This is a genomic window from Zhihengliuella halotolerans (assembly GCF_004217565.1).
GTDB lineage: Bacteria > Actinomycetota > Actinomycetes > Actinomycetales > Micrococcaceae > Zhihengliuella > Zhihengliuella halotolerans.
Map to the genome: position 1 here is coordinate 2767651 of NZ_SHLA01000001.1, position 23240 is coordinate 2790890.

Below are 23240 nucleotides of genomic sequence, written 5' to 3' on the forward strand. Positions count from 1 at the left end.
GCCGTTGACAGCAGTCTCTCAGGTGCTTGTTGGAGTTTGCTGGACATCCTGCGGCGAGCTGCCGCCGCGCCCGGGGACCGGACGACTGCAAGGTCAGCCGCTCACGCTGTCCATCATGGCCAGGATCTGCCGGTAGCGCTCCGTCTCCAGGAAGTCCTGCGCCTGCTCCAAGGTGGGGTCGTCGTTCCGCTCGCCATCAGCGTCGACGAGGTCCACGATCACGCGGAAGACGCCCCAGCCGTCGTCGTCCTGCCTATAGCCGGGTGAATACATCTGGAGGTCGAGATAGTTCTCAGCCTGCTCGGGTGCCAGCAACTGGACCTGGAGCCGATTCACCCACGCGACCGCCCACTGAGGAGTCTCGATCGGTTCAGTGAACGTCGTCAGAAGCACCTGCTCTGCGCTCGCACCCGTCGTGACCGGCCGACGATCGAGCACCTCGACGGTTTGGATCTGGGGATCCCTCTCCGGTCCCTGTGCAACGGGACGCGGAGAGAAGACGGCGACCCAGCTCCCGTTCTCGTCCTGCACGCCGGCGCTCGCGCCGTCGCCGAGGTCGCCGTGCTCCTCGACCGTCCACCCCTCCGGATAGGAGAAGGTCAGGAAGTCGTTGCTGTACACCTGCCAGTCAGAGACATCGGGCAGGTCGTCCGAACGGCCCGCATCCGTGGCGCACCCGGCGATCAGGACCGCCGTCGCGACGACCGCCGAGGCCGCCCGCGCACGCCGGACCAGCCTCCGGCGCCCCGGACCCGAGCTCTTCTCTTCGGCTGCACTGCAGGACATGACGCGACCTCCACTCCGGCGCTCGCGGACGGGCGGGCCCCGTCGGCCGGTTGAGGGGCCAGTCTCGCAGCGGCGTCTCGGGTCCGCCAGATCCGGTTCGGAATCGTTGCAAAGCGTTCCCATCATGGCCGCCTGCGCCGCGCGTCCACCCTTCAGTCGAGCAGGAGTGCCGGCTCCTCCATGATCGCGGCGACGTCCGCCATGAACCGTGCGGAGAGGTCTCCATCCACGACCCGGTGATCGAAGGACCCGCCGAGGGTCGTGATCCAGCGCGGGACGACCTCGCCGGAGACGACCCACGGCTTCTCCTTGATCGTGCCGAACGCGACGATCGCCACCTCACCCGGGTTGATGATCGGGGTCCCGGTGTCGATGCCCAGCGCGCCGATGTTCGTCACCGTCATCGTCCCGTCCTTCATATCCGCCGGGGACGTCCGGCCCGCGCGTGCCGTCGACGCGAGCTCGTTGAGCGCCACCGCCAGCTCCTTCAGGCTCAAGTCCTGCGCGTCCTTGATGTTCGGCACCAGCAGACCGCGCGGCGTCGCCGCCGCGATGCCCAGGTTCATGAAGTGCTTGACCTGGATCTCGGCGCCGGTCTCGGTCTCGACCCACGAAGCGTTGACGTTCGGGTTGCGCGCGGCCGCCCAGATCACGGCTTTCGCCAGGATCAGCAGCGGCGAGACGCGGACGCCCTCGAAGTCCTTGGACTTCTTCAGCCGCTGCACGAACTCCATGGTCCGCGTCGCGTCGACGTCGACGAAGATCGAGACGTGCGGGGCGCTGAACGCCGACTGCACCATGGCCTTCGCGGTCGCCTTGCGCACACCCTTGACGGGCTGCCGCTCGATTCGCTGTTCCTCACGCTTTCCGGTGTCCCAGAACGTCGGCGCGGCGGCCTGCTCGGCCTCGCGCTGCGCCTGGTAGGAGAGCAGGTCCTCGCGCGTGATCTCGCCCTGGCCGCCCGTCGCGGGCACCTTGGCCAGGTCGATCCCGAGCTCCTTGGCGAACTTGCGCACCGGCGGCTTCGCGAGCACGCGCCCGAGCAGGCCGCTCACGGCCGCACCGGAGGCGGCCACACGGGCCTGCACGACGCCGGCCGTCGCCGCCGCTGTCGGCGCGGCCCGCGGGGTGAACCGCTCGCGGGCCCCCTTGAGCCCCTCGCGCACGGCGGCCGACGGGATCGGCCGATTCAGCCGACGACGGCGGCGCGCCGGGTCGGCCTTGGGCCCGGAGCCGACAAGCGGCCCGGCCGTCTGCTCCGGCTCGGTGGCGCGGGTGCGGTCGGCGGCGGGCGTGGCCTCGCCGTCGTACTCCTCCCCCTCGTCGTCGAGCGAGCGCTCGGTGACCTCACCGAGGATCGACTGCGCGGCCGGGTCCTCGGGCAGCGGCCGGCCGGCGTCCGGGGCCTCCGGTTCGGCGGGGGAAGCGGCCTCGTCGATCGTGATGAGCGGCTTGCCGACCTCGAGGGTCTCGCCCTCAGCGGCGTGCAGCTCGGCGACCGTGCCGGCGAACGGGCACGGCAGCTCGACGAGCGACTTGGCCGTCTCGATTTCCACGAAGACCTGGTTGACGGTCACGGCATCGCCGGCGGCGACCTTCCAGGAGACGATCTCCGCCTCCGTCAGGCCCTCGCCCACATCGGGCAGGTTGAAGGTGTTCATGTGCGTGATCCCTTAGTACGTGAAGAGGCGGTCGAGGGCTTCGAGCAGCTTGTCGATGTCCGGCAGGTAGTCTTCCTCGACCTTTGCCACCGGGTACGGCATGTGGAAGCCGCCGACGCGCAGTACCGGGGCCTCGAGGGAGAGGAACGCGCGCTCGGAGACGCGGGAGGCGATCTCGCCGCCGATGCCGCCGAAAGTCGGGGCCTCGTGGGCGACGATGAGCCGGCCGGTCTTCTCGACGGAGGCGACCACGGTGTCGAAGTCGATCGGGCTGATCGAACGCAGGTCCACAACCTCGACGCTGTATCCGTCCTCCTCAGCCGCGTCGGCGGCGGCGAGGGCGACCGGCACGAGCGGGCCGTACGCCACGATCGTGGCGTGGTGGCCCTCGCGCACGACTTGGGCCTTGAACGCGTCCAGCGCGGGGCGCTCGGTGTCGACCTCGCCCTTGAGCCAGTAGCGGCGCTTGGGCTCGAAGACGATGACCGGGTCCTCGCACTCGATCGCCTGCTGGATCATCCAGTAGGCGTCCTGAGCGTTCGAGGGGGTGATGATGCGCAGCCCGGCCGTGTGGGCGAAGAGCGCCTCGGGCGACTCGGAGTGGTGCTCGACTGAGCCGATTCCGCCGCCGTAGGGGATGCGGATGACGACGGGGACCGTGAGCCGGCCCTCGGAGCGGGCGCGCATCTTGGCCAGCTGCGTCGTGATCTGGTTGAAGCCGGGGAAGACGAACCCGTCGAACTGGATCTCGGCGACGGGGCGGTAGCCGCGCAGCGCCATCCCGATGCACGTCCCGATGATCCCGGATTCGGCGAGCGGCGAGTCGATCACGCGGCGCGTGCCGAAGTCCGCCAGGAGCCCGTCCGTGATGCGGTAGACGCCGCCGAGGCGTCCGATGTCCTCGCCGATGAGCAGGGACTTCTCATCCGACTCGAGGCTGCGGCGCAGCCCGGAGTTGATGGCCTTCGCAATGGTCATCGTGGTCATCGGGCGCCTCCCGGGTGGTTGTCGGCGAAGCCGGCTTCGTACTGGCGGAACCACTCGGATTCCTCGCGGATGAGCGGGTGCGCCTCCGCGTAGACGTTCTTGAACGAGTCCGCGAGGACCGGGTCTGGGAACGTGAACGCCTTGGCACGCACGCCCGCGGCCATCTCGTCCGCGTCGGCGGCGACCTGTTCGAAGAACGCGTCGTCGCCGGCGCCGGAGGAGCGCAGGTAGGCCTCGAGCCGCAGCAGCGGGTCCTTCGGCTCCCACGACAGTTCCTCCTCTGAGGCCCGGTACTTGGTCGGGTCGTCGGCAGTCGTGTGCGCGCTCATGCGGTACGTGACCGCCTCGATGAAGACTGGGCCGTCGCCGCGGCGCGCGTGCTCGAGGGCGTAGCGCGTCACGGCGAGGCACGCGAGGACGTCGTTGCCGTCGACGCGGAGCCCCTCGAAGCCGTAGCCGGCGGCGCGGGAGGCCAGCGGAACCTTGGACTGGACCTCGAACGGCACCGAGATCGCCCACTGGTTGTTCTGGCAGAAGAAGACGATCGGTGCGTCGAAACTCGCGGCGAAGACCATCGATTCGTGCACGTCGCCTTCGGACGAGGAACCGTCCCCGAAGTACGCGACGACGGCGTCGCCCTCAGCAGCGCGGCGCTCGGTATCCCAGTCGGACTGGTCGTGGTTGATGCCCATCGCGTACCCGGTCGCGTGCGGCACCTGGGCGGCGAGCACCATCGTGTACATGTGGAAGTTGTTCTCCCGCGGGTCCCAGCCGCCGTTGGAGACGCCCCGGAAGATGCGCAGCATCTCGGCGAAGTCGACCTGGCGGGTCCACGCGACGCCGTGCTCGCGGTAGGTCGGGAAGATGTAGTCGCCGGGGCGCGTGGCGCGGCCAGACCCGATCTGCGCGGCCTCCTGACCTCGGCAAGGGACCCAGAGCGCAAGCTGCCCCTGGCGCTGCAGCGCGGTCGCCTCGACGTCGAACCGGCGCGTCAGGGCCATGTCGCGGTAGATGCTGCGCAGCTCGTCGGCGTCGACGTCCGCCACGTAGGCGGAGAACCGCTCGTCGGCGTGCAACTCGCCGCGCTCGTCGAGCAGCTGAATCAGCGGCCCGTCGGCGGCGGCGGCGTCTGGCGTCATGAGCCCGTCGCTCGCCGGAGAGGCCTGAGAGGTCGTCGCCATGCGGGTGTCCCTTCGCATCGGGGGTGTTGATCGTCTCAACGTTCAATTCTGACGTGGTGTTCCAACGAAATATGCCGCTTGCGGAATGCATTCCGCGAGCGGCATATTTACGGAAGTCCTGTACCAGCCTACTGGTCGGAAGCGGACTTGCGGCGAATTAGACCTACTTTGAAAGCCGGGGCTTCGTTGGATAGTTCCTACAAATTTCAAGGAATCGCGAGTTCGCCTCGGGTTCGCCGATGCTCACGCGCACGCCCTCGCCGGCGAACGCGCGCACCGACAGCGCGTGCGTGGCGGCGTACGCAGCGAAATCGGCGGCGGCCTCGCCGAGCTTGAGCCAGACGAAGTTCCCCTGCGCCTCGGGGATCTCCCAACCGAGTTCCGCCAGCCCGGCGACCACGCGTCGTCGCTCCTGCACGAGGGACTCGACGCGCTCGGCAACGGCGTCGGCGTTCTCGAGGGAGGCGATCGCGGCCCGCTCGGCGAGCGTCGAGACCGCGAACGGGGTCGCGATCACCCGCAGGTGGGCGGTGATCTCCGGCCGGGTGATCGAGTAACCGACGCGCAGATTCGCCAGGCCATGGGCCTTGGAGAAGGTCCGCAGCACAGCCACGTTCGGGTATTTGCGGTACATCTCGATGCCGTTCACGGCGTCGTCGTCGCGCACGAACTCGGTGTAGGCCTCGTCGATCACGACGAGCACGTTCCGCGGGACGGCCGCGATGAACCGCTCGACCTCGTCCGTGCGCAGGATCGGGCCGGTCGGGTTGTTAGGGGTGCACAGCACGACGACGGTGGTCCGCTCGTTCACGGCTGCGGCCATGGCCTCGAGGTCGTGGCGCCCGTCGTCGAGAACGGGGACCTCGACCGCGCGGGCGCCCGCGGTGCCGACGACGATCGGGTACGCCTCGAACGAACGCCACGCGTAGACGACCTCGTCCTGGACGCCGTCCTCGTTCTGCCCGGCGAAGGTGTTCAGGATCTGGGTCAGGGCGCCTAGGGAGCCGGCCCCGGTGACGATGTCCTCGGCCGGCACGTCCAAGTATTCGGACAATGCGCCGCGCAGCGCAGTCGAGAGCGGGTCCGGGTAGCGGAAGGTGCCGACGTGCTCGCGGATGGCGTCGAGAACGGCCGGGATCGGCGGCAGCGGGTTCTCGTTGGAGGAGAGCTTGTAGGAGGTCAGCCCCTCGATCGGCGCCGGCGGTTTTCCGGCCGCGTACTTCGGGAGACGGTCCAGCACGGGTCGCGGCTGGACCGCGTTCGCCTGCAGGGGGGTGGTCTGCGGTTCCGTTGCTGTCTCTAGGTTCTGCGCGCCCGCTTCGTCGCGAGCCGCACTGCTGTATTGCGTCATACAGACAGGATATCGCCCACCGGATGCTGCCTGTGATGGCCACCACGGGCCGCAGTCGCTGTACTAGGTTAGCGATCACCCGCCCACGCACCCCGGAGGAAAACAAGGGTCATTGCATCCGCTCCCTGGTGGCACACAGCCATCCTGGCCGCCGTCGTTCTGGGCGACGCCCTCCTCTCGATCAGGCCGCCCACATTCATCGCCCAGTGCCTCTCGGGTGTCAACTTCCCCCGTGAGTGATGGTGGACGCTCGTCTACATCAAGCTGGTCGCCACGGCCGGACTCATCGCAGGGTTCTGGTTCCCCGGGGTCGGCATCGCTGCCAACGTCGGTGTCATCGCCTACTTCGTCGCAGCCAGCGTCGCGCACGTCAAAGCCAGATTCCTGAAGTCCGAGTTCTGGATCAATTGCCTCGGCATGCTCGCGCTGTCGGCGACGACGTTGATCCTGACCCTCGCCCTCTAACGCGGACCGCGAGCGTGACGGGCGTCACGGTCGGGACGAGATGACGAACCGTGACCAGAGAAACCCCACCTCAGCTGGGGGTACGCAACTTCTCACACGACGCGTCCGGGGGCGTGAGAGTAGATTGAAGTAAGCGCAACACGATGAAACGCGTCGTGAAATCTTCGCCGGGCAGGCTTGGAACCATCGACCAAGCACCGCCAACTCACGCGGAGGACAACCACCATGAGCACCACTGATCGCACGGCGACGACCCCGCCCGTCGCCCCAGAACGTCAACCTGCCACGCTGGACATGCGACCCGGACGCTGGGTCGACAATTGGGACTCCGAAAACCTGCACTTCTGGGAGTCGATCGGACGACGCACCGCGAAGACGAACCTCAAGTGGTCGATCTTCGCCGAGTTCCTCGGCTTCGTCGTCTGGCAGCTCTGGTCCGTCACGGCCGTGTTCCTGCCGCAGGCCGGATTCGACCTGAGCACCAGCCAGGTGTTCTGGCTGATCTCGATCCCGGCACTGGTCGGCGCCACCCTGCGCATCCCCTACACGTTCATGATCGCGCGCTTCGGCGGCCGCAACTGGACCATCGCCTCCGCCCTGCTGCTGCTCATCCCGGCCGTGGGCCTCGCGCTGGCCGTGTCCAACCCGGCGACGCCGTTCGCCGTCCTGCTGTTCCTCGCCGGCACCGCCGGCTTCGGCGGCGGCAACTTCGCCTCCTCGATGGCCAACATCACCTACTTCTACCCGGACCGCGAGAAGGGCTGGGCGCTGGGGCTGAACGCCGCCGGCGGCAACCTCGGAGCCGCCGTCGTGCAGCTGATCGTCCCGATCGCCGTGACCGTTTTCGCCGCCACCGCCCTGAACCTGCCCATGGCCGGCTGGATCTGGGTCCCGTTCATCCTGCTGGCGGCCTTCGGCGCCCGCAAGTACATGCACAACCTCTCCCACGCGAAGGGCGACATCACCGGCGCGGTGGCCGCCCTGAAGGAGAAGCACCTGTGGGTCATCTCCTTCCTCTACATCGGCACGTTCGGCTCGTTCATCGGCTTCTCCGCCGTCTTCCCGAAGCTCATCGCCGACACGTTCCCCGAGTTCTCGACGTTCTCGATCGTCTCCGCGTCCCTGTCGCTGTCCTTCCTCGGCCCGCTGGTCGGCTCCCTGTCCCGCCCCTACGGCGGCAAGCTCGCCGACCGCATCGGCGGCGCCCGCATCACGATCGTGTCCTTCGCCGTCATGGCGCTCATCACCGTGGGCGTGGTCCTCACGCTCCCGCTCGGTAACTTCTGGGTCTTCCTGGGCCTGTTCCTGCTGCTCTTCACGGCCAGCGGCATCGCCAACGGCTCGACCTACAAGATGATCCCCACCGTGTTCTCGCTGCAGTCCGTGGACCGCAACGACGGCGTCTCGGCCGAGCGCAAGGCCTCAGCCGCCCTCGGCCTCATCTCCGCCATCGGCGCGTACGGCGGCTTCATGATCCCGCAGGCGCTCGGCTTCTCGGCCTCGACGACCGGCGCCTACAACGCGGCGTTCATCGGGTTCGTCATCGCCTACGTGGTCATGATGGCCGTGACCTGGTTCTTCTACCTTCGCCCGGGCACCGTGTTCGCCCGCCAGGGCGTCTAAAGAGGCTATCCCCCACTATGTCGACCACCGCCACGCATTGCCCGTACTGCGCCCTGCAGTGCGCGATGACCCTCACCCCCGCGCCGTCCTCCGAAACGGGCGCGGGGGCGGCGGTCGAGGGCCGCGACTTCCCCACGAACAACGGGCGCCTGTGCCGGAAGGGCTTCTCTGCCCCCGAGCTGCTGGCCTCCCGCCAGCGCATCACCGCCCCGCTGCTGCGCGGCGACGACGGCGAGTTCCGCGAGGCCGGGTGGGACGAGGTTCTGGATCTCCTCGCCGAGAAGATCAGCGCAATGCGGGCAGCCCACGGGCCCGACTCGATCGCCGTATTCGGTGCCGGCGGGCTCACCAACGAGAAGGCCTACCAGCTCGGCAAGTTCGCCCGGCTAGCGCTCGGCACCCGCCTCATCGACTACAACGGCCGCTTCTGCATGTCCTCGGCCGCCGCGGCCGGCAACCGGTCCTTCGGCCTCGACCGCGGCCTGCCGTTCCCGCTAACCGACCTGCAGCAGGCCTCCACGATTCTGCTGCTCGGCTCCAACGTCGCCGACACCATGCCGCCCTTCGTCCAGCACCTCGAAGGGGCCCGCGCGGCCGGCGGCCTGATCGTGGTGGACCCCCGCAAGTCGGCGACCGCCGCCCTCACGGACGACGCCGGCGGCCTGCACCTGCAGTCCGCGCCCGGCACGGACCTCGAGCTGCTGCTCGGCCTCGCCCACGTGATCCTCAACGAAGGCCTCGCCGACCTCGAGTACCTCGCCGCCCGCACCTCCGGCCTGGCGGCCCTCCGCCGCACGCTCGCGCCGTGGTGGCCCGAGCGCACCGAGCAGGTCACGGGCGTCCCGGCTGCACAGATCCGCCGGGCCGCCCACCACCTCGGCAACGCGGCGCGGCAGGCGCGCGACGCCGTCGTGCGCGGCGAAACCCCGGCCAAGGTCTTCGTCCTCACGGGCCGCGGGATCGAGCAGCACGCGAACGGCACCGACACGACGACGGCGGCGATCAACCTCGCGCTCCTGCTGGGGCTGCCCGGCACGCCCGGCGGCGGCTTCGGCACGCTCACCGGGCAGGGCAACGGCCAGGGCGGGCGCGAACACGGGCAGAAGTCCGACCAGCTGCCCGGCTACCGCAAGATCGACGACCCGGTTGCCCGCGCGCACGTCGCCGCCGCCTGGAGTGTGCCCGAATCCCTCATTCCTGGCCCCGGCATCCCCGCCGCGCAGCTGCTCTACAGCCTCGGCGGCTCCCACGGCGGCACCCTGCCCGACGGCACACCGGGGCCCCGCGTGCTCATGGTGCACGGCTCCAACGTGGCGGTCTCCGCCCCCGACGCCAACCGCGTCATCGAGGGCCTGCGCCGCCTCGACTTCCTGGTGGTTGCCGACTTCTTCCTCTCCGAGACGGCCGCCGAGGCCGACCTCGTCCTGCCCGTGTTGCAGTGGGCCGAGGAGGAGGGCACCATGACCAACCTTGAAGGCCGGATCCTGCGCCGCCGCCGCGGGCTCACACCGCCGCCCGGCGCACGCGACGAGCTCTGGATCATGGCCGAACTCGCCCGCCGCCTCGGCGCACCGGGCACGTACTCGCGTGACGCCCGCGAGGTCTTCGACGAGCTGCGCGCCGCCTCCGCCGGCGGCCTCGCCGACTACTCGGGCATCGACTACGCCGATCTCGACGCGGGCCGCGCGGTCTACTGGCCCTTCCGGGCCAGCGAGCACGACGACGGCGGCGCCGCACCGGCCGGGGCGATGCTCGGCACCCCGCGGCTCTTCCTCGACCGTTTCGCCCACCCGGACGGGCGCGCGAAACTGGTCCCCGTCCGCCCCGCGCCGACCCCGCCGGGAGACGCCGCCGGGCTGCGCCGAGTCGGTAACGGCGGCTCTCGCCCGGACGGCGACCCGTCGGCGCTCGCGCTGACGGTCATCACGGGCCGGCTGCTCGAGCACTACCAGTCCGGCGCGCAGACCCGTCGCACCGAGGCGCTCGCCGCCGCGGCACCCGAGGCACGGGCCGAGATCCATCCGGCCGCCGCGGCCCAGCTCGGGCTCGAGGACGGCGGCTGGATCGAACTGCGCAACAGCCAGGGCGTCGTCGTCGTGCGCTGCCAGTACAGCGCGGCGATCCGCACGGACGCGGTGTTCGTGCCCTTCCACTACCCGGGGCTCGGCAGCGTGAACCGGCTGGTGACCTCCGCTCTGGACCCCATCAGCTCGATGCCGGCGTTCAAGAACGCCAAGGTGACAGCACGGGCGGTCCCCGCCCCCGAGCGGGAATCACACCCGGACGACGCGAGAACAGGAGCAGCGGTATGAGCGCGGAACGCATCGTGGTGATCGGGTTCGGTCCGGTGTCGGCCCGGCTCGTCGAAGACCTGCTGCCCACGCTGGCCGCCGGCGAGATCGAGCTGACCGTCCTGGGCGCGGAGCCACACGCGGCGTACAACCGCGTCATGGTCGGCGAGGTCGGCGGCGGCCGCGCCGACGTCGAGGCCATCACGATGGCCGACGTCGACGAGCTGCGCGGACAGGGCGTCGACGTGCGCGTCGGCGCGATCGTGAAACGGGTCGACCGCTCCCGCCGGCACGTCGTGCTCGAGACGGGCGAGGCGCTGGCCTACGACCGGGTCGTGTTCGCGACCGGCGCCCGCCCGGTGCTGCCGACCCTGCGCGGACTGAACTTCGCGCCCCACGTCGAACCCGAGCTGCCCGCCGGCGTCGCGGCGCTGCGCGATCTGGAGGACGCGGCCGCCCTGCGGAGCGTGATCGAGGCTCGCGGTCGCGTCGTCGTGCTCGGCGGCGGCGTGCTCGGCGTCGAGGCCGCCCTCCTGGTCCAGGAGCAGGGCGGCCAGGCCGTGCTCGTGCACAACGGCGACTTCCCGATGGCCCGCGCCGTCGACGCCGACGCCGGCCGGCTGCTCTCCGCGCGGCTGTGCGCGGCGGGCGTGCAGCTCGTCCCGTCGGCCACGGCCGTCGGCGTGCGCGAGGAGCGGGATTCCTTCTCCGGGCTCGAGCTCGACGACGGCACGGTGATCGACGGCGACCTGCTGGTCCTGTCGATCGGCGTGCGCCCGCGCGATGAGATTGCGGCCGGGTGCGGACTGACCACGGGCGGCGGCATCCACGTGGACCAGGGCCTCTGCGCCGACACCGAGGACCGGGTCTTCGCGATCGGTGACTGCGCCGCCGTCGACGGCGCCCGCCCGTCGGGCCTGATCGGGCCGGGCTGGTCGCAGGCGAGCTGGCTCGCCGGATACTTCGCCACGCACCGCGTCCGCAACCCCTTCCTCGACGGCCCCATCGACGAGGTTGCTGAGGCCCGACGTGCGGCCGAAGACCCGTACTCCGCAGGCGTGCCCCAGGAGCTGCCCGGCGTCATCCTGCTCAAGGCCCGCGGAATCGACATGGCCGCCGGCGGCCTGGTCGACGTGAGCCTGTGGGACGAGGGGCCGCAGCGGGTCTCCGTCTGGGCGGACCCACGGCAGGGCAAGTACGTCAAGATGGTCACCGAGGACGGTGTGCTCTCGGGGTTCGTGGCGATCGGTATGCCGCGCACCGCCGCCGAGCTCGTCATGCTCTACGAGCGCGGCCGGGAACTGCCCGCGGACCGCACCACGCTCTTCCGGCTGGACGACGCGGCGATGTCGGTCGAGGCCGAGCCGTCACCCGACGACGTGCTGTGCCGCTGTTCGGGCGCCACCCACGGCCAGGTCGTCGAGGCACGGGACGCCGGCAACGCGAGCGTCGAATCGATCGGCTCCGCGTGCCGTGCGGGCACTGGCTGCGGTGGCTGCCGCGACAAGATCGAGGCGATCCTCGCCACCGCCCCGGCTGCGAGCGGCGACGCGGAGGGCCTCGTCAGGGCGTGATTACCCGGAGTCGAGCCAGTACGCGAGAACGCCGGACATCATGATGGCGACTGACACGGCAAACACGGCCAGGCCGATGGCGATGACCGTCCACACTTTGCGTCGCTCGTTCATGCAGCAACGGTAGACCACGACTTGGAATGAATCCCCTGTGAATCCGGCATTTCCGCCCAGCCGCGCCCCGGGCGCATGCCAGACTTGGGGCCATGATGGCTTTTATCGTTCGCGTCGTTGTCAACGCCCTTGCCCTGGCCGCTGCCGCGTGGCTGCTGCCCGGCATCACCGTCGGTGCCGAGGCCACAACCTCCGCGGCGGGCAGCGACTCGGCCGGCGTCGCCCTTGCCTACCTGTTCATCGGCCTGATCTTCGGCCTCGTCAACGCGATCGTCAAACCCATCATCGGCTTCCTCTCGCTGCCGATCACCTGCCTCACGCTGGGCCTTTTCACGATCGTCATCAACGCTGGGATGCTCGCGCTGACCGCGTGGATCACGCAGTACACACCGGTCTCCTTCACGATCGACGCCTTCTTCTGGGACGCCGTCCTCGGCGCGATCATCGTCGCCGTCGTCTCCGCGCTGCTCAGCTGGCTCGTCCCCGATAAGCGCCGCGACTAGCCGGTGCCAGGTGCCGGGGCCGGTGCGCGTCGCCGCGGTTCTTCTCCAGCCTGTCGACGAACTGATTCACGGTCTCGGCCGGCCGTAGCGTTGATCCGCGCCGGCGCAGCCGCGCCCGATGCAGCGTCGTGGCTCCAGTCGGCGCCAGCAGCGCCGTCAGCCCGGCCTCGGCCTCCCGCACCGCCGGGTCGTCCGCGGCCGTCGCCCCTGCGGCGAGGTACCGGTAGTTTTCCAACGCGTGGGCCGGCCCGAACACCCCGCCCGGTTCCGTGGGGTCGACGCCCGGCGCGTAACCCGCACCATAGACCGTGACGCGAGATTCGGAAGCCTCGTTCGGCCTCCCGTCGAGGCCGGGCACCGGATCATGCACGTGCTCGAGGTGTAGTGACGGCACATCCTGCGGGATGGCCGTCTCCCCCACAGGCGATCCTGCGGTCACGACGTACTCGACGCGGTACAGGCCCCGGACCTGCTTGCTGGCCGCCGCGTTGGCCGCGTGCATTCCGCCCTGGCTGTGCCCGCTGAAGACGAGCCGGTCCCCTTCGTCGACACCCACCCGCTCGAGAGCTTCCAGGGTCGCCTCGATCACGTATTCACTCTCCGCGCCCGCCGCCTCCACTGCACCGCCGGCGTCAGCGAAGTTCCTTCCGTCGTCAACACCGCCGATCTGGGTTCCTGGAAACGCGACGACGTGCACCGTGCCCGCGGCCGTCTCGGTGGAACTGATCAGGATGTTCGCCTCCGGCACGTCGTCCCGAGCGAACCCCGCCTGAAACTCGAGTATCCCCTCGAGCGTCCCGGTCACCGGCCGGGCACCGGGCACTTCCGCGACTTCCTCCACGGCGATCGGCCCCAGCCTGCCGACACCGGCGGTGCGCACCAGTTCCGCGAGGACGGGCGCCGCCCGCTCAAAAACAGACTGCTCCACGAGCCCGCCGCGCTCGCGGTCACGCCACCCGCCGAACACCGTCCTTCCCGCGGCCCTGCCGACCCCGCTGCCGCCCAGTAGGAATCCCACCAGAAGTTCACCGGCGAGCGCCGGTGATTGATTGATGAGATCCTCGACCAGCCGCGTCGAGGGGTACCAGCCCGGGGACTCGAGCGCGTAGTTGAGCAGTATCGACCGGGTGCGCCCGCGGAGCTGCTCTGCGCTGCGCAGCACCTCGGCCTCGCAGGCCTCGTACGTCAGCCGCGCGTTGCGCACGCGGAACGCGAGGGTCGCCGATTCGCGGTCCATCTCCTCAGCGAGCGCCCGCGCCGCCTCCACAGTCGCCGCATCAGCGAAGAAGCCCCTCTCCCGAGGCGGAAAACTGCCCTGCGCGCCCTCCGCCACGCGCAGGGCGCTGGCGGCCTCGGCGAAGATGCCGGACACCTCCTCCAGCCGTCGGGCGGCCGCTTCGAGATCGTCGCTGCGGCAGTCGATGCTCGCCTGCCCCGCGCCGCCGCTGCTGATGAACCCGCTCATCCCCATCCCGCCCTCGAACCGTAGGCCGCGCCCGGTCCGGCCCACTGCGACCGCTCGGCGTCGGCCCGCGCGGACGCCGCGACCGCCGCGGAATGCGCCGCGTCGATCCGCTGCGCCAGCATCTCCGATGTGCGTCGCATCGACTCGACGCGCTGCGCGAACCGTTCCCCGGCGGGCGAATCCCAGCTGGTCTGGGTGAGCAGTCGGGTGTAGGCGTCGCGCGCCGCGTACACGCGCTCGGCGGCCAGCGCGGTGTGATCGGCCAGTTCCGCCCACGTCCGCGTCGAATCCCACACCCCGCCCACCCCTTTTCTTGTGCCCGTCGCGGCCGGCGGCCGCGCCCTGAGACACCACGCTAGGAGCGCGACGACGGCGGCTGGCGTCGTCGTCGTGCCATGTGGGTAACGTGGCCGGTTTCGCGGACTGTGGATGGCGGGACGGCCGCCCGTGCATGGAAGAATAGGAGCCATGGCTGAATCTGCGCGCTTCTCACTGGCATCCGAACCTCTGGCACTCGGTGCGCTCGACGGACGGTACCGCTCCGCCGTCGCGCCCCTGGTCGACTACCTCTCCGAAGCGGCCCTGAACCGCGACCGCGTGCACGTCGAGGTCGAGTGGCTGATCCACCTGACCGCCAACTCCGTGCTGCCGGGCACCGCACCGCTGGAGGACGAGCAGGTTGCCGCGCTGCGGAAGATCGTGACTGATTTCGACGGCGAATCCGTGTCCGAGCTCGCCGAGATCGAGGCCGTGACCGTGCACGACGTCAAGGCCGTCGAGTATTACATCGGCCGCCGCCTCGAGGCCATCGGCATCGGGGAGCTCAAGCCGCTCGTGCACTTCGGCTGTACGTCGGAGGACATCAACAACCTCTCCTACGCGGTCGGCATCAAGGGCGCCGTCGAGGACGTCTGGCTGCCCGCGGCCCGAGCCCTCGTCGAACAGATCACCAAGATGGCGGAGGAGACCCGCGAGGTCCCGATGCTCTCGCGCACACACGGCCAGCCGGCCACGCCGACCACCCTCGGCAAGGAGCTCGCCGTCATCGCGTGGCGCCTGGCCCGCCAGCTGGACCGGATCGGGCGCACTGAGTTCCTCGGCAAGATCAACGGCGCGACCGGCACCTACGCCGCCCACTACGCCTCCGTCCCCGGTGCGGACTGGCAGCAGGTCGCGAAGGGCTTCGTCGAAGGCCTCGGCCTGACCTGGAACCCGCTGACCACCCAGATCGAATCGCACGACTGGCAGGCCGAGCTGTACGCCGACGTCGCGCGCTTCAACCGGATCCTGCACAACGTCTGCACGGACATCTGGAGCTACATCTCGATCGGCTACTTCGCGCAGATCCCGGTCGCCGGCGCCACCGGCTCCTCGACCATGCCGCACAAGGTCAACCCGATCCGCTTCGAAAACGCCGAGGCCAACCTGGAGATCTCCAACGGCCTGCTCGACACCCTGGCGGCCACGCTCGTGACGTCGCGCTGGCAGCGCGACCTCACCGACTCGTCGAGCCAGCGCAACATCGGTACGGCGTTCGGCCACTCGCTCCTGGCGATCTCCAACGTCGCGAAGGGCCTGGACCGGCTCGACGTCGCGGAGGACGTGCTCGCCGCCGACCTCGACACCAACTGGGAGGTACTCGGCGAGGCCATCCAGATGGTCATGCGCGCCGAGGCTATCGCCGGCGTCGACGGCATGGAAAACCCGTACGAGCGCCTCAAGGACCTCACCCGCGGCCACCGCGTGGACGCCGAGCGCATGAAGGAGTTCGTCTCCTCACTCGGCCTCTCCGCCGACGCCGAGGCCCGCCTGCTGGCCCTGACCCCGGGCAGTTACCACGGCATCGCCCCGGCCCTGGTGGACCACCTGAAGTAGGCTCCCAGCGCACGTCGAGCGGCCGTCGTCGTACCGAGAAACGGGTACGACGGCGGCCGCTCCAGTTGGCGGCGGCCTAGTCCTCGTCGTCCTTGTCCCAGGCCTCGTTGCGCTTCTGGACCTTCTCGAGGGCCGCCTCAGCCTCGGCGCGGGTCGCGTACGGGCCGAGCAGCTGCGACCAGTCTGACTGCGGCCCCACCTCGACCTCGTGGGTGTTGACGTTGAACCAGTAATCTCCCGTGCGCTCTGCCATCGGACCAACCCTTTCCTCGGAATGTGCAGTCGATAGAAGTCAGTATGGCTTAAGAACCCCGCCCCGTCCCCCTGCGTCGGGGGTGGGCGCGGCCCGATGGCGACGCCGTTCAACTAGGCTGAAGCGGTGTCCTCCTTGATCGTCTCCGCCGCACTCTTCGCCCTCTACGCGCACTGGCGCGCCCGTGACCGGCGCATGCTGCGCAACGGCGTCGTGCTCGTCGCTGCCGCCTGGTTCGCCCTCAACGGCGCCATGGAGATCCTCTCCCAATGGTTGCCGGGGTTCGGGTTCGTCTCGCTGGCCGTCCTGCTGCTGGTCCCGGTCGCCGTCGTCGTGCTTGCCGGATTCCTGATCGCAAACGGGATCACGATGCTCCGGCGGGAGGGCCGCCGCCTCGCGAACCTGCTCTCCCTGGCGCTCGGCTGCGCGATCGTGCTCCTGCCGCCCTTCGCCGTGCTCCTGGTCATGACGGAGAACGCGTTCGCCGTCGGCACCGCCGCACTGCTCTTCTTCCTCTGCAGCTACCTGGGTGTTGTCTTCGTGGTGGTACTCGCCTACGCGTTCGCGTACGGGCGGATGGAGCCCGACGCGCCGCCCGCGGCGATTGTCGTTCTCGGCTCCCGCCTCATCGACGGCAGCCCGCCGCCCCTGCTGCGCAGCCGCCTCGACAAGGCACTCGCGCTGTACAACGCCACCACACCGCACCCCCTGCTGATCCCGTCCGGCGGGCAGGGGCCCGACGAGTCCCGGCCCGAGGGCGAGGGCATGGCCGATTACCTGCGATCCGCGGGGGCCGACGCGGCCGACGTCGTCCCGGAGAACGCCGCGCGCACCACCGAGGAGAACCTGCGGTTCTCCCAGCGGATCCAGCACGACGTCGGCCGTGAGGGCGCCCTCGTCGCCGTCACCAACAACTATCACGTGTTGCGGGCGGCCCTGCTGGCTCGCCGGCAAAAACTCGACGCCGAGGTCGTCGGCGCGCCGACCGCCCGGTACTACGCACCGAGCGCCTTCCTGCGCGAATTCGTCGCGATCCTCGTCGAGCATAAGTGGCTGCACGCCGTGCTCTGCCTGCCGTTCGTGGCGTTCAGCGCACTGCTGGTCGTCGCCGTCCTGGCCTCCACGTAGCAGGCGGGCGAGGGATCAGCGGGCCAGGTCCTGGGGATCAGTGGCTGGATCTGCCTCGGCGCCGGAGAGGTACGCGGCCCGGGCGAGGGCGTTGGAGCCGACGGACGAGACGATGACCAACGCCATCACGGTGATCGCGTACTGGATGAGATGCACCCAGTCGAACCCGTCGGCGTAGATCTGGTGCAGGTAGGCCGCGGTGACGATGAGCGGCAGGCCGAGACCCGTCGCCGGGCTGAGGGCGTTGATGCGGGTCAGCGCGTCGGTCGCGTGCAACATGGAGACCGCGCTGATCAGCACGCACAGCGCGCCGCTCACCGCGAACACGCTCACTAGAATCGACAAGACAAGTTCCATGTCAGCGCCGTCCTCTCGTCAGGATGCGGGCCAGAGCGATCGTCGCCAGAATGCCCAGGAGCGAGGCCAGCAGCGCGGCGTCCATCGAGACCGCCGAGTGCGTGAAGAGCCCGATCAGGACGAGGAATCCGACGCAGCAGAAGAACACCAGGTCGCCGACGACCGCGCGCGAGGCGCCGTCGACGGCTCGGGCGATCGCCACGAGACCGACGATGACGCTCACGGCCAGCAGGCCGAGAGCGGTCCACAGAGCGATGATCATGCTGCACCTCCGGTTCCCGGCGCCGCGTTCTCCGCCGAGCCGCGCGTCATGCGCAAGAGTCGGTTCTCCATGTCGCGCAGCCCCTCGACGACCGAGGTGCGGTCATTGTCGAACATGGAATGCACGAAGAGCGTCGCCGGCGCAGCGGACGTGCCCGGGGCCATCCCGACGACGAGGGTGCCGGGCGTGATGGTGATCGACGAGGCGAACCACGTGATCTCGAGGTCGGTCGCGCAGCGCATCTCGTACTCGACGATCGCGAGTTTGCCGCGTGCGCGCCCGGACAGCGCGTAGCGGGCGGTGCGCCCCGTTCCGGCGAGGATCTCGCGGACGAGGAACGCGCCGTAGCGCACGGTGTTCCACGGATGCAGCATCAGCCCAGCACCGCCTTAATGTAGGAGGAGGGATCCATGAGCCCGTGGGCCGCGGTTTCGAAGAGCGGCAGGACGAGCCCGGCAAAGAAGAACAGCGCCAGGCTGGCCGCGATCAGCACGGTCGCCGGTGCCAGCAGGCGGGCGCTGCACTTGACGTCGGCGGTCAGCGGCTTGGGGTCGCCCCGGCCGGTGCGGGTGTCGTCCGGCCGGTACGTCTCTTGCACGTGCCCGAAGAACAACGTGGACCAGACGCGCTGCAGGGCGATGAGCGAGATGATGCTCGCGACGATGATGCCGCCGATGGTCAGCCCCGCGATCCACGCTCCGGACACCCCGGCCGCGTCCTCAGCCGCCGCCGCGGAGACCACGAGCCCCGCCTTGCCCCACAGTCCCGAGGTGGGCGGAAGTCCCACGAGGGAGCCGAGTCCCAGGGCGAAGAGCACCGCCAGGAGCTTCTCCCGTCCCAGCATTCCGCTCAGTCCGCCCAGTTTGGCGTTGCCGTAGGTGTGCTCGAGCGCCCCGGAGGCCAGGATCAGCCCGCCCATCGTGATGATGTGGTGGACCATGTAGAACATGCCGGCGGCCAGCGACGCCTCGGTCATGACGACGACGGCCACCAGGATGTGCCCGACGCCGGCGACCATCTGGAATGCCAGCGCGCCACGGAGGGTTTTGGACGCCATCGTGCTGAACGAGCCGACGAGCATTGTGGCCAGGACGAGCACCAGCAGGACCGGCATCCACGGCGCCGCGCCCTCGAACGTGATGGAGTAGATCCGGAAGATCGCGTACAGGGCCACCTTGGTGTGCAGGGCCGAGAAGAGCGCCATGATCCCGGCGGATGTCATGGGGTAGGTGCTCGGCAGCCAGCCGTGCACCGGAACCATGCCGCCCTTGATCGCCAAGGCCACGAGCACCACGGTCACGGCGAGCCCGATCATCGGGTCTTCCGACGCCGCGCCGGCCAGCGCCGCGAGGTTGACCGTCCCGGCCGCGCCGTAGACAAGCCCGACGCCGATGAGCAGGACGGTCGAGGTGACCAGGTTGACGATCACGAACGACCGCCCGATGCCGAGCCGGCGCCACGTGCCGGTGATCGCGATGAGCGCGTACGACGGCAGCAGCATGACTTCGACGAACACGAAGAGGTTGAAGAGGTCACCCGTCAGCAGGGCGCCGTTGACGCCGCCGGACAGCAGCAGGATCAGCGCCGTCGCGAAACGGAACCGGTCCTCGCCCGTCTTGAGCAGGAACACGCTCGCACACAGGGTCGCGAAGCCGGTCACCGCCAGCATGATGGCCGTGAAGGTGTCACTCACGAAGGGGATCGCCACGACGCCCGAGAAGGAGCCAACCGAGTGCGCGACGACGGCGTTGCTCTGGTGGTGGATCAGCAGTGCGACTGCGCCGATGAGCGTTCCCACGGGCACCAGCAGGAGCAGCGCACGATCGAGCCACGCGCGGCGGACCACCACGGACAGGCCGGCCGCGAGCAGCGGAATCGCGGCGAAGAGAGGAAGGAGGGAGCTGAACGTCATTTCTCGTGCGTCTCCCCTGTTTCCGGCGGACGCCGGGTGTCGTCGTTGTGGCCAAGCACTGCCAGCGCCAGCATGAAGATCGTCACGGCCAGGGTGATGACAATGGCCGTGAGCACGAAGGCCTGGGGCAGCGGATCAGCGGCCTGGGCCATGTCCATGCGGTTCACGAGCGGCTCGTCGCGCCAGGCCGGCACGCCGGAGGCCAGCAGCAGGAAGTTGGCGGCGTGGCTCAGCAGGCCCACGCCGAAGACCATGCGCACCATCTCCCGCTGCAAGAGCAGGTAGGTGCCGCCGGCGGCGAGCACTCCTACGGTCATCGCGAGAATCATCGTCCCCCCTCCCGTGGCGGTTCGCCGGATGAAATGAACTGGGTGCGTGCGGCGATCCGTTCCGGACGCTCGCCGCGAACCGTGTTCAACGGTCCGGGCAGTTCACCCTCCACCGTTTCGTCGGTGCGCTCGCGGAGCTGCTCAGCGCCTGGGCGCTGGATGTCCTCCGGGCTGACACCGAGCAGGTTGAACGCGACCATGACGAGTCCGAGGACAGCCATGTACACGCCGACGTCGAAGACCAGCGAGCTGGACATGTGCAGACTGCCGATGTCGAAGTGCGACGGCTGCAGGAACGAACCGTACTTCACGACTCCGAAGAGGCCCGTTCCGACGGCGACGGAGACGCCGCCGCCAATCAGGAACACGGGCAGCCGGGGCGGGCCCACCTGCCGGTCGCGGGACGCCGACAGATAGATGAAACCGACGATCGCCGAGCCGACGAGCGCGGCGATGAAGCCGCCACCGGGCTCGTTGTGGCCGCGCCAGAACAACAGCGCCGAGACGATCGCGAGCACGGGGTTGATGACCCGGAGCATGAGCTGCAGCGGAGCGACGTTGCCCCACGCGTTGGTGATCGCGCGGTGCGCCGTCGTGCCTTCGGCCTTGAGCGCGGGGCTCAGCTCTTCCTCGTCCTCCTGGCGGCGCTTGGTCTCGGGGTCGAGGAAGCGCTGGCGGACGGTGGAGAGCACGGCGATGATGGCGACGCCGGCCATGCCGAGCACGGCGAGCTCACCTAGGGTATCGAGGGCACGGAATTCGACGAGGATGACGTTGACGATGTTGTAGCCGCCGGTGACGTCGTACGCGTTCTCGAGGTAGTAGTCCGCGACCGCGCTGCGTTCGCGGCGCCCCGTGAGCGCCCAGGTCGCGGCGAAGGCCGCGAGGCCCACGACGCCGGCGAGCAGCAGCGCGCCGGTGCGGCGGGGGCCCGACTGCCGGCCGAAGCTCAGCGGTAGCTTCTGCAGGACGAGCATGATGACGATGATCGTCAGCGTTTCGACCAGCAACTGGGTCAGACCGACGTCGGGCGCGCCGAGGGCCATGATCTGCACCGTGGCGAGGATGCCGACGGCGGAGAGCGAGACCGTCGCGCCGAGCCTCGACTTCGCGCGGCACACGAACACGACGGCCAGCGTGATCAGCACCAACAGGACCGCGTCCACCGGGCGGCTGAGGTCGCTGACCATGGGCGTCAGCTCGCCGCGCCCGACGAGCGCACCCACGCCGGCCAAGACGACGAGTGCGAACAGGCCGAGCATGAACGCGGTGTGGCGCTTGATGCCGTCAGCTACCACGAAGACGCTGGCGAGGGCGTGACCGACCCTGGCGACCGCCTGGTTGAGGCCCTCGAGCACCTCGGCTCCGGAGAGGCCGTGGGGGCGGGCACCGATCCAGCGCCCGAGTGCGGCCCGGCGCAGAATGACGACGACGCCGATCGCCAACACGACGCCGGTCGCGATGAGTTCAGGCGTCACCCCGTGCCACAGCGAAATGTGCGGGTGCGGGTCGCTGTTCGGCAACGCCGCCTTGGTGGCGATCGTCAGCGGATTATCGAAGCTGGAGAGCGTGAAGATCAGCGGGATCGACGCGAGGATCGGCAGCGCCGCGGTTCCCAGCAGCCAGGGGTCGGTGCGCTCGATCTCCCGGTCGCTGGTGCCGTCGACGAACCCGCCGAAGGTGATCTTGACGCAGTAGGCGAAGGTCAGGACCGCGGCCCCCGCGCCGGCGATGAGCGCGAGATAGCCGAGGGTGGTTCCGCCCGGGGCCTCGAGCAGGGCCGCGAAGATGCCCTCCTTCGAAACGAAGCCGAGCATCGGCGGGATGCCCGCCATCGATGCGCAGCCGAGGACCATGACGGCGAAAGAAACGGGCATGGCCCGGTAGAGCTGAGGAATGCGGCGCAGGTCGCGCGTGTGCACGGCGTGGTCGACGACGCCGACCATCATGAAGAGCCCGGACTTGAACAGGGCGTGAGCAATCGTGTGCAGGATGGCGGCCGTGAGCGCGGCTTCGGTGCCGACGCCGATGGTGGCGACGATAAAGCCGAGCTGGCTGACGGTCGAGTACGCCATGAGCTTCTTGAGGTCGTCCTGCTTCAGGGCGAACCAGCCGCCGAGCGCCGCCGTGAACAGGCCGGCGATGATCAGTGTCGCGTTCCAGACCGGGGTCTCGTGGAATGCGGGGCTGAAGCGCATCAGCAGGAAGATACCGGCCTTGACGACGGCGGCGGCGTGCAGATAGGCGGACACGGGCGTCGCCGCGGCCATCGCGTCGGGCAGCCAGACGTGGAACGGGAACTGCGCGCTCTTGGAGAAGGCCGCCAGCAGGACGAGGACCGCCACCAGCGAGGTGAAGCCGGCGTCGTTGGCCCAGACCTCGTGGCCGAGGGCTTCGGAGACGGAGAAGGTCCCGGTGCGCCAGACGATGGCGGCGACGGCGGCGAGCAGGAACAGGCCGCCGATGAACGTCATCAGCAGGGTGCGCATCGACGCCGGTTGCCCGCCATGCCCGGAGCGGGCGATCAGCAGGAAGGAGGCCAGGGACGTGAATTCCCAGCAGACGAAGAGCAGCAGCAAATCGTCGGCGAGCACGAGCCCCAGCATGGCCAGCGTGAAGAAGGCCATGACCCAGTAGAAGCTGAGGTTCGGGCCTTTGGCGAGGTACCGGGTGGAGTAGGCGAAGACCGCGGCACCGATGATCAACGCGATGAAGGCGAAGACGACGCCCAGGCCGTCGGCCGCGAAGCCGAATTCGACTCCCCAGCTCGGGACCCAGTCGACCGACCACGTGGGACGTTCACCGTTCATGACCGCCACAGCCGTCGGCGTGAAAGCGGCCGCCGCGCCAAGGTAGGCGAGCGCCAGCGGCCACCCGGCCGCACGGCCGAACACACGCGTGAGTACGGGTGTAGCGGCGACGGCGACGAACAGGATCAGGAGCGTCAGAGGAATGCCCGGCATCACGTCAGTTGCTTCGCAGCTGAGCGGGCTCCAAGCAGTCCACGCAGGGGGCAACACGGATAGGCACGAGTCATGCCGACAGCCTACCGAATACAACCTATCGGCACGTACTCAGCACCTGCCGTTGGAGCCGTTTCGAGAAGGCCCTATTTAATACGAG

Annotated in this window: 21 protein-coding genes; 7 read left to right on the plus strand and 14 right to left on the minus strand. The window is 69.4% G+C overall.

What is annotated here, in order from left to right:
- Positions 1 to 93: 93 nt before the first annotated feature.
- From EV380_RS12645 to EV380_RS12665, 5 genes are all read right to left on the minus strand, one after another.
- On the minus strand, positions 94 to 786 hold the full coding sequence (locus tag EV380_RS12645; RefSeq protein WP_130451453.1) for a hypothetical protein: 693 nt from the start codon (positions 784 to 786) through the stop codon (positions 94 to 96).
- A 152-nt stretch (positions 787 to 938) separates the two neighbouring features.
- Positions 939 to 2447, minus strand: coding sequence for a dihydrolipoamide acetyltransferase family protein (locus EV380_RS12650; protein ID WP_130451454.1), 1509 nt, complete (start codon positions 2445 to 2447; stop codon positions 939 to 941).
- Between the two features lie 12 nt (positions 2448 to 2459).
- Complete coding sequence (locus EV380_RS12655) at positions 2460 to 3434, minus strand: alpha-ketoacid dehydrogenase subunit beta (RefSeq protein WP_102159708.1); 975 nt, start codon at positions 3432 to 3434, stop codon at positions 2460 to 2462.
- Positions 3431 to 4615 (minus strand): pyruvate dehydrogenase (acetyl-transferring) E1 component subunit alpha, encoded by a 1185-nt coding sequence (gene pdhA, locus EV380_RS12660; protein ID WP_130451455.1) that lies wholly within the window; start codon positions 4613 to 4615, stop codon positions 3431 to 3433. The genes EV380_RS12655 and pdhA overlap by 4 nt, the downstream gene beginning before the upstream one ends.
- A 163-nt stretch (positions 4616 to 4778) precedes the next feature.
- Positions 4779 to 5966, minus strand: a complete 1188-nt coding sequence (locus EV380_RS12665; protein WP_130451456.1) for a histidinol-phosphate transaminase — start codon at positions 5964 to 5966, stop codon at positions 4779 to 4781.
- A gap of 264 nt (positions 5967 to 6230) precedes the next feature.
- On the opposite strand from EV380_RS12665, the gene EV380_RS17055 reads away from it, so the two are divergent.
- The 5 genes from EV380_RS17055 (at position 6231) to EV380_RS12690 (ending at position 12536) form a co-directional block, all read left to right on the plus strand.
- A complete protein-coding gene (locus tag EV380_RS17055) occupies positions 6231 to 6431 on the plus strand; it encodes a hypothetical protein (RefSeq protein WP_423219048.1) in 201 nt (66 codons plus the stop codon).
- A 225-nt stretch (positions 6432 to 6656) separates the two neighbouring features.
- Positions 6657 to 8054: an MFS transporter gene (locus EV380_RS12675; RefSeq protein ID WP_130451457.1), complete on the plus strand. Its 1398-nt coding sequence runs from the start codon at positions 6657 to 6659 to the stop codon at positions 8052 to 8054.
- Positions 8055 to 8071: 17 nt separating this feature from the next.
- Positions 8072 to 10366 (plus strand): molybdopterin oxidoreductase family protein, encoded by a 2295-nt coding sequence (locus EV380_RS12680; protein WP_130451458.1) that lies wholly within the window; start codon positions 8072 to 8074, stop codon positions 10364 to 10366.
- Entirely contained in the window at positions 10363 to 11919 is a 1557-nt protein-coding gene (locus tag EV380_RS12685; RefSeq protein ID WP_130451459.1) for an FAD-dependent oxidoreductase, read from the plus strand. The genes EV380_RS12680 and EV380_RS12685 overlap by 4 nt, the downstream gene beginning before the upstream one ends.
- A gap of 206 nt (positions 11920 to 12125) precedes the next feature.
- Positions 12126 to 12536, plus strand: coding sequence for a phage holin family protein (locus EV380_RS12690; protein ID WP_130451460.1), 411 nt, complete (start codon positions 12126 to 12128; stop codon positions 12534 to 12536).
- Here EV380_RS12690 and EV380_RS12695 read toward each other — a convergent pair.
- Together EV380_RS12695 and EV380_RS12700 are read right to left on the minus strand one after the other, a co-directional pair.
- A complete protein-coding gene (locus EV380_RS12695; protein WP_130451461.1) occupies positions 12502 to 14001 on the minus strand; it encodes a hypothetical protein in 1500 nt (499 codons plus the stop codon). The two genes, EV380_RS12690 and EV380_RS12695, sit on opposite strands and share 35 nt — an antisense overlap.
- Positions 13998 to 14306: a hypothetical protein gene (locus EV380_RS12700; protein WP_130451462.1), complete on the minus strand. Its 309-nt coding sequence runs from the start codon at positions 14304 to 14306 to the stop codon at positions 13998 to 14000. Before EV380_RS12700 ends, EV380_RS12695 begins: the two co-directional genes overlap by 4 nt.
- 163 nt (positions 14307 to 14469) lie before the next feature.
- On the opposite strand from EV380_RS12700, the gene purB reads away from it, so the two are divergent.
- Positions 14470 to 15876 (plus strand): adenylosuccinate lyase, encoded by a 1407-nt coding sequence (gene purB / locus EV380_RS12705; protein WP_130451463.1) that lies wholly within the window; start codon positions 14470 to 14472, stop codon positions 15874 to 15876.
- Positions 15877 to 15952: 76 nt separating this feature from the next.
- On the opposite strand, the gene EV380_RS12710 is transcribed toward purB, so the two are convergent.
- Complete coding sequence (locus EV380_RS12710; RefSeq protein WP_130451464.1) at positions 15953 to 16129, minus strand: SPOR domain-containing protein; 177 nt, start codon at positions 16127 to 16129, stop codon at positions 15953 to 15955.
- A 126-nt stretch (positions 16130 to 16255) separates the two neighbouring features.
- Between EV380_RS12710 and EV380_RS12715 the strand changes: the two genes are divergently transcribed.
- Complete coding sequence (locus EV380_RS12715) at positions 16256 to 17257, plus strand: YdcF family protein (RefSeq protein ID WP_242607612.1); 1002 nt, start codon at positions 16256 to 16258, stop codon at positions 17255 to 17257.
- Between the two features lie 15 nt (positions 17258 to 17272).
- Here EV380_RS12715 and EV380_RS12720 read toward each other — a convergent pair whose 3' ends face one another.
- From EV380_RS12720 to EV380_RS12745, 6 genes are read right to left on the minus strand one after another with little or no spacing between them, the layout of a single operon-like run.
- Positions 17273 to 17614, minus strand: coding sequence for a cation:proton antiporter (locus EV380_RS12720; protein ID WP_130451465.1), 342 nt, complete (start codon positions 17612 to 17614; stop codon positions 17273 to 17275).
- Between the two features lies 1 nt (position 17615).
- Positions 17616 to 17876 (minus strand): monovalent cation/H+ antiporter complex subunit F, encoded by a 261-nt coding sequence (locus EV380_RS12725; protein WP_102159728.1) that lies wholly within the window; start codon positions 17874 to 17876, stop codon positions 17616 to 17618.
- Positions 17873 to 18250, minus strand: coding sequence for a Na+/H+ antiporter subunit E (locus tag EV380_RS12730; protein ID WP_130451466.1), 378 nt, complete (start codon positions 18248 to 18250; stop codon positions 17873 to 17875). The genes EV380_RS12725 and EV380_RS12730 overlap by 4 nt, the downstream gene beginning before the upstream one ends.
- Positions 18250 to 19788 (minus strand): monovalent cation/H+ antiporter subunit D family protein, encoded by a 1539-nt coding sequence (locus EV380_RS12735; protein ID WP_102159732.1) that lies wholly within the window; start codon positions 19786 to 19788, stop codon positions 18250 to 18252. The genes EV380_RS12730 and EV380_RS12735 overlap by 1 nt, the downstream gene beginning before the upstream one ends.
- Positions 19785 to 20117: a sodium:proton antiporter gene (locus EV380_RS12740; RefSeq protein WP_102159734.1), complete on the minus strand. Its 333-nt coding sequence runs from the start codon at positions 20115 to 20117 to the stop codon at positions 19785 to 19787. The genes EV380_RS12735 and EV380_RS12740 overlap by 4 nt, the downstream gene beginning before the upstream one ends.
- The gene (locus tag EV380_RS12745) at positions 20114 to 23080 is read right to left on the minus strand and encodes a DUF4040 family protein (protein ID WP_130451467.1); all 2967 of its coding nucleotides are present in this window, start codon (positions 23078 to 23080) and stop codon (positions 20114 to 20116) included. Before EV380_RS12745 ends, EV380_RS12740 begins: the two co-directional genes overlap by 4 nt.
- Positions 23081 to 23240 lie beyond the last annotated feature (160 nt).

Coding starts and splice junctions, on each gene's coding strand:
- EV380_RS12650 (WP_130451454.1), bottom strand. CDS start 2,447: ATGAACACCTTCAACCTGCCCGATGTGGGCGAGGGCCTGACGGAGGCG.
- EV380_RS12720 (WP_130451465.1), bottom strand. CDS start 17,614: ATGGAACTTGTCTTGTCGATTCTAGTGAGCGTGTTCGCGGTGAGCGGC.
- EV380_RS12665 (WP_130451456.1), bottom strand. CDS start 5,966: ATGACGCAATACAGCAGTGCGGCTCGCGACGAAGCGGGCGCGCAGAAC.
- EV380_RS12745 (WP_130451467.1), bottom strand. CDS start 23,080: ATGCCGGGCATTCCTCTGACGCTCCTGATCCTGTTCGTCGCCGTCGCC.
- EV380_RS12695 (WP_130451461.1), bottom strand. CDS start 14,001: ATGAGCGGGTTCATCAGCAGCGGCGGCGCGGGGCAGGCGAGCATCGAC.
- pdhA (WP_130451455.1), bottom strand. CDS start 4,615: ATGGCGACGACCTCTCAGGCCTCTCCGGCGAGCGACGGGCTCATGACG.
- EV380_RS12675 (WP_130451457.1), top strand. CDS start 6,657: ATGAGCACCACTGATCGCACGGCGACGACCCCGCCCGTCGCCCCAGAA.
- EV380_RS12740 (WP_102159734.1), bottom strand. CDS start 20,117: ATGATTCTCGCGATGACCGTAGGAGTGCTCGCCGCCGGCGGCACCTAC.
- EV380_RS12655 (WP_102159708.1), bottom strand. CDS start 3,434: ATGACCACGATGACCATTGCGAAGGCCATCAACTCCGGGCTGCGCCGC.
- EV380_RS12645 (WP_130451453.1), bottom strand. CDS start 786: ATGTCCTGCAGTGCAGCCGAAGAGAAGAGCTCGGGTCCGGGGCGCCGG.
- EV380_RS12730 (WP_130451466.1), bottom strand. CDS start 18,250: ATGCTGCATCCGTGGAACACCGTGCGCTACGGCGCGTTCCTCGTCCGC.
- EV380_RS12690 (WP_130451460.1), top strand. CDS start 12,126: ATGATGGCTTTTATCGTTCGCGTCGTTGTCAACGCCCTTGCCCTGGCC.
- EV380_RS12710 (WP_130451464.1), bottom strand. CDS start 16,129: ATGGCAGAGCGCACGGGAGATTACTGGTTCAACGTCAACACCCACGAG.
- EV380_RS12685 (WP_130451459.1), top strand. CDS start 10,363: ATGAGCGCGGAACGCATCGTGGTGATCGGGTTCGGTCCGGTGTCGGCC.
- EV380_RS12725 (WP_102159728.1), bottom strand. CDS start 17,876: ATGATCATCGCTCTGTGGACCGCTCTCGGCCTGCTGGCCGTGAGCGTC.
- purB (WP_130451463.1), top strand. CDS start 14,470: ATGGCTGAATCTGCGCGCTTCTCACTGGCATCCGAACCTCTGGCACTC.
- EV380_RS12680 (WP_130451458.1), top strand. CDS start 8,072: ATGTCGACCACCGCCACGCATTGCCCGTACTGCGCCCTGCAGTGCGCG.
- EV380_RS12735 (WP_102159732.1), bottom strand. CDS start 19,788: ATGACGTTCAGCTCCCTCCTTCCTCTCTTCGCCGCGATTCCGCTGCTC.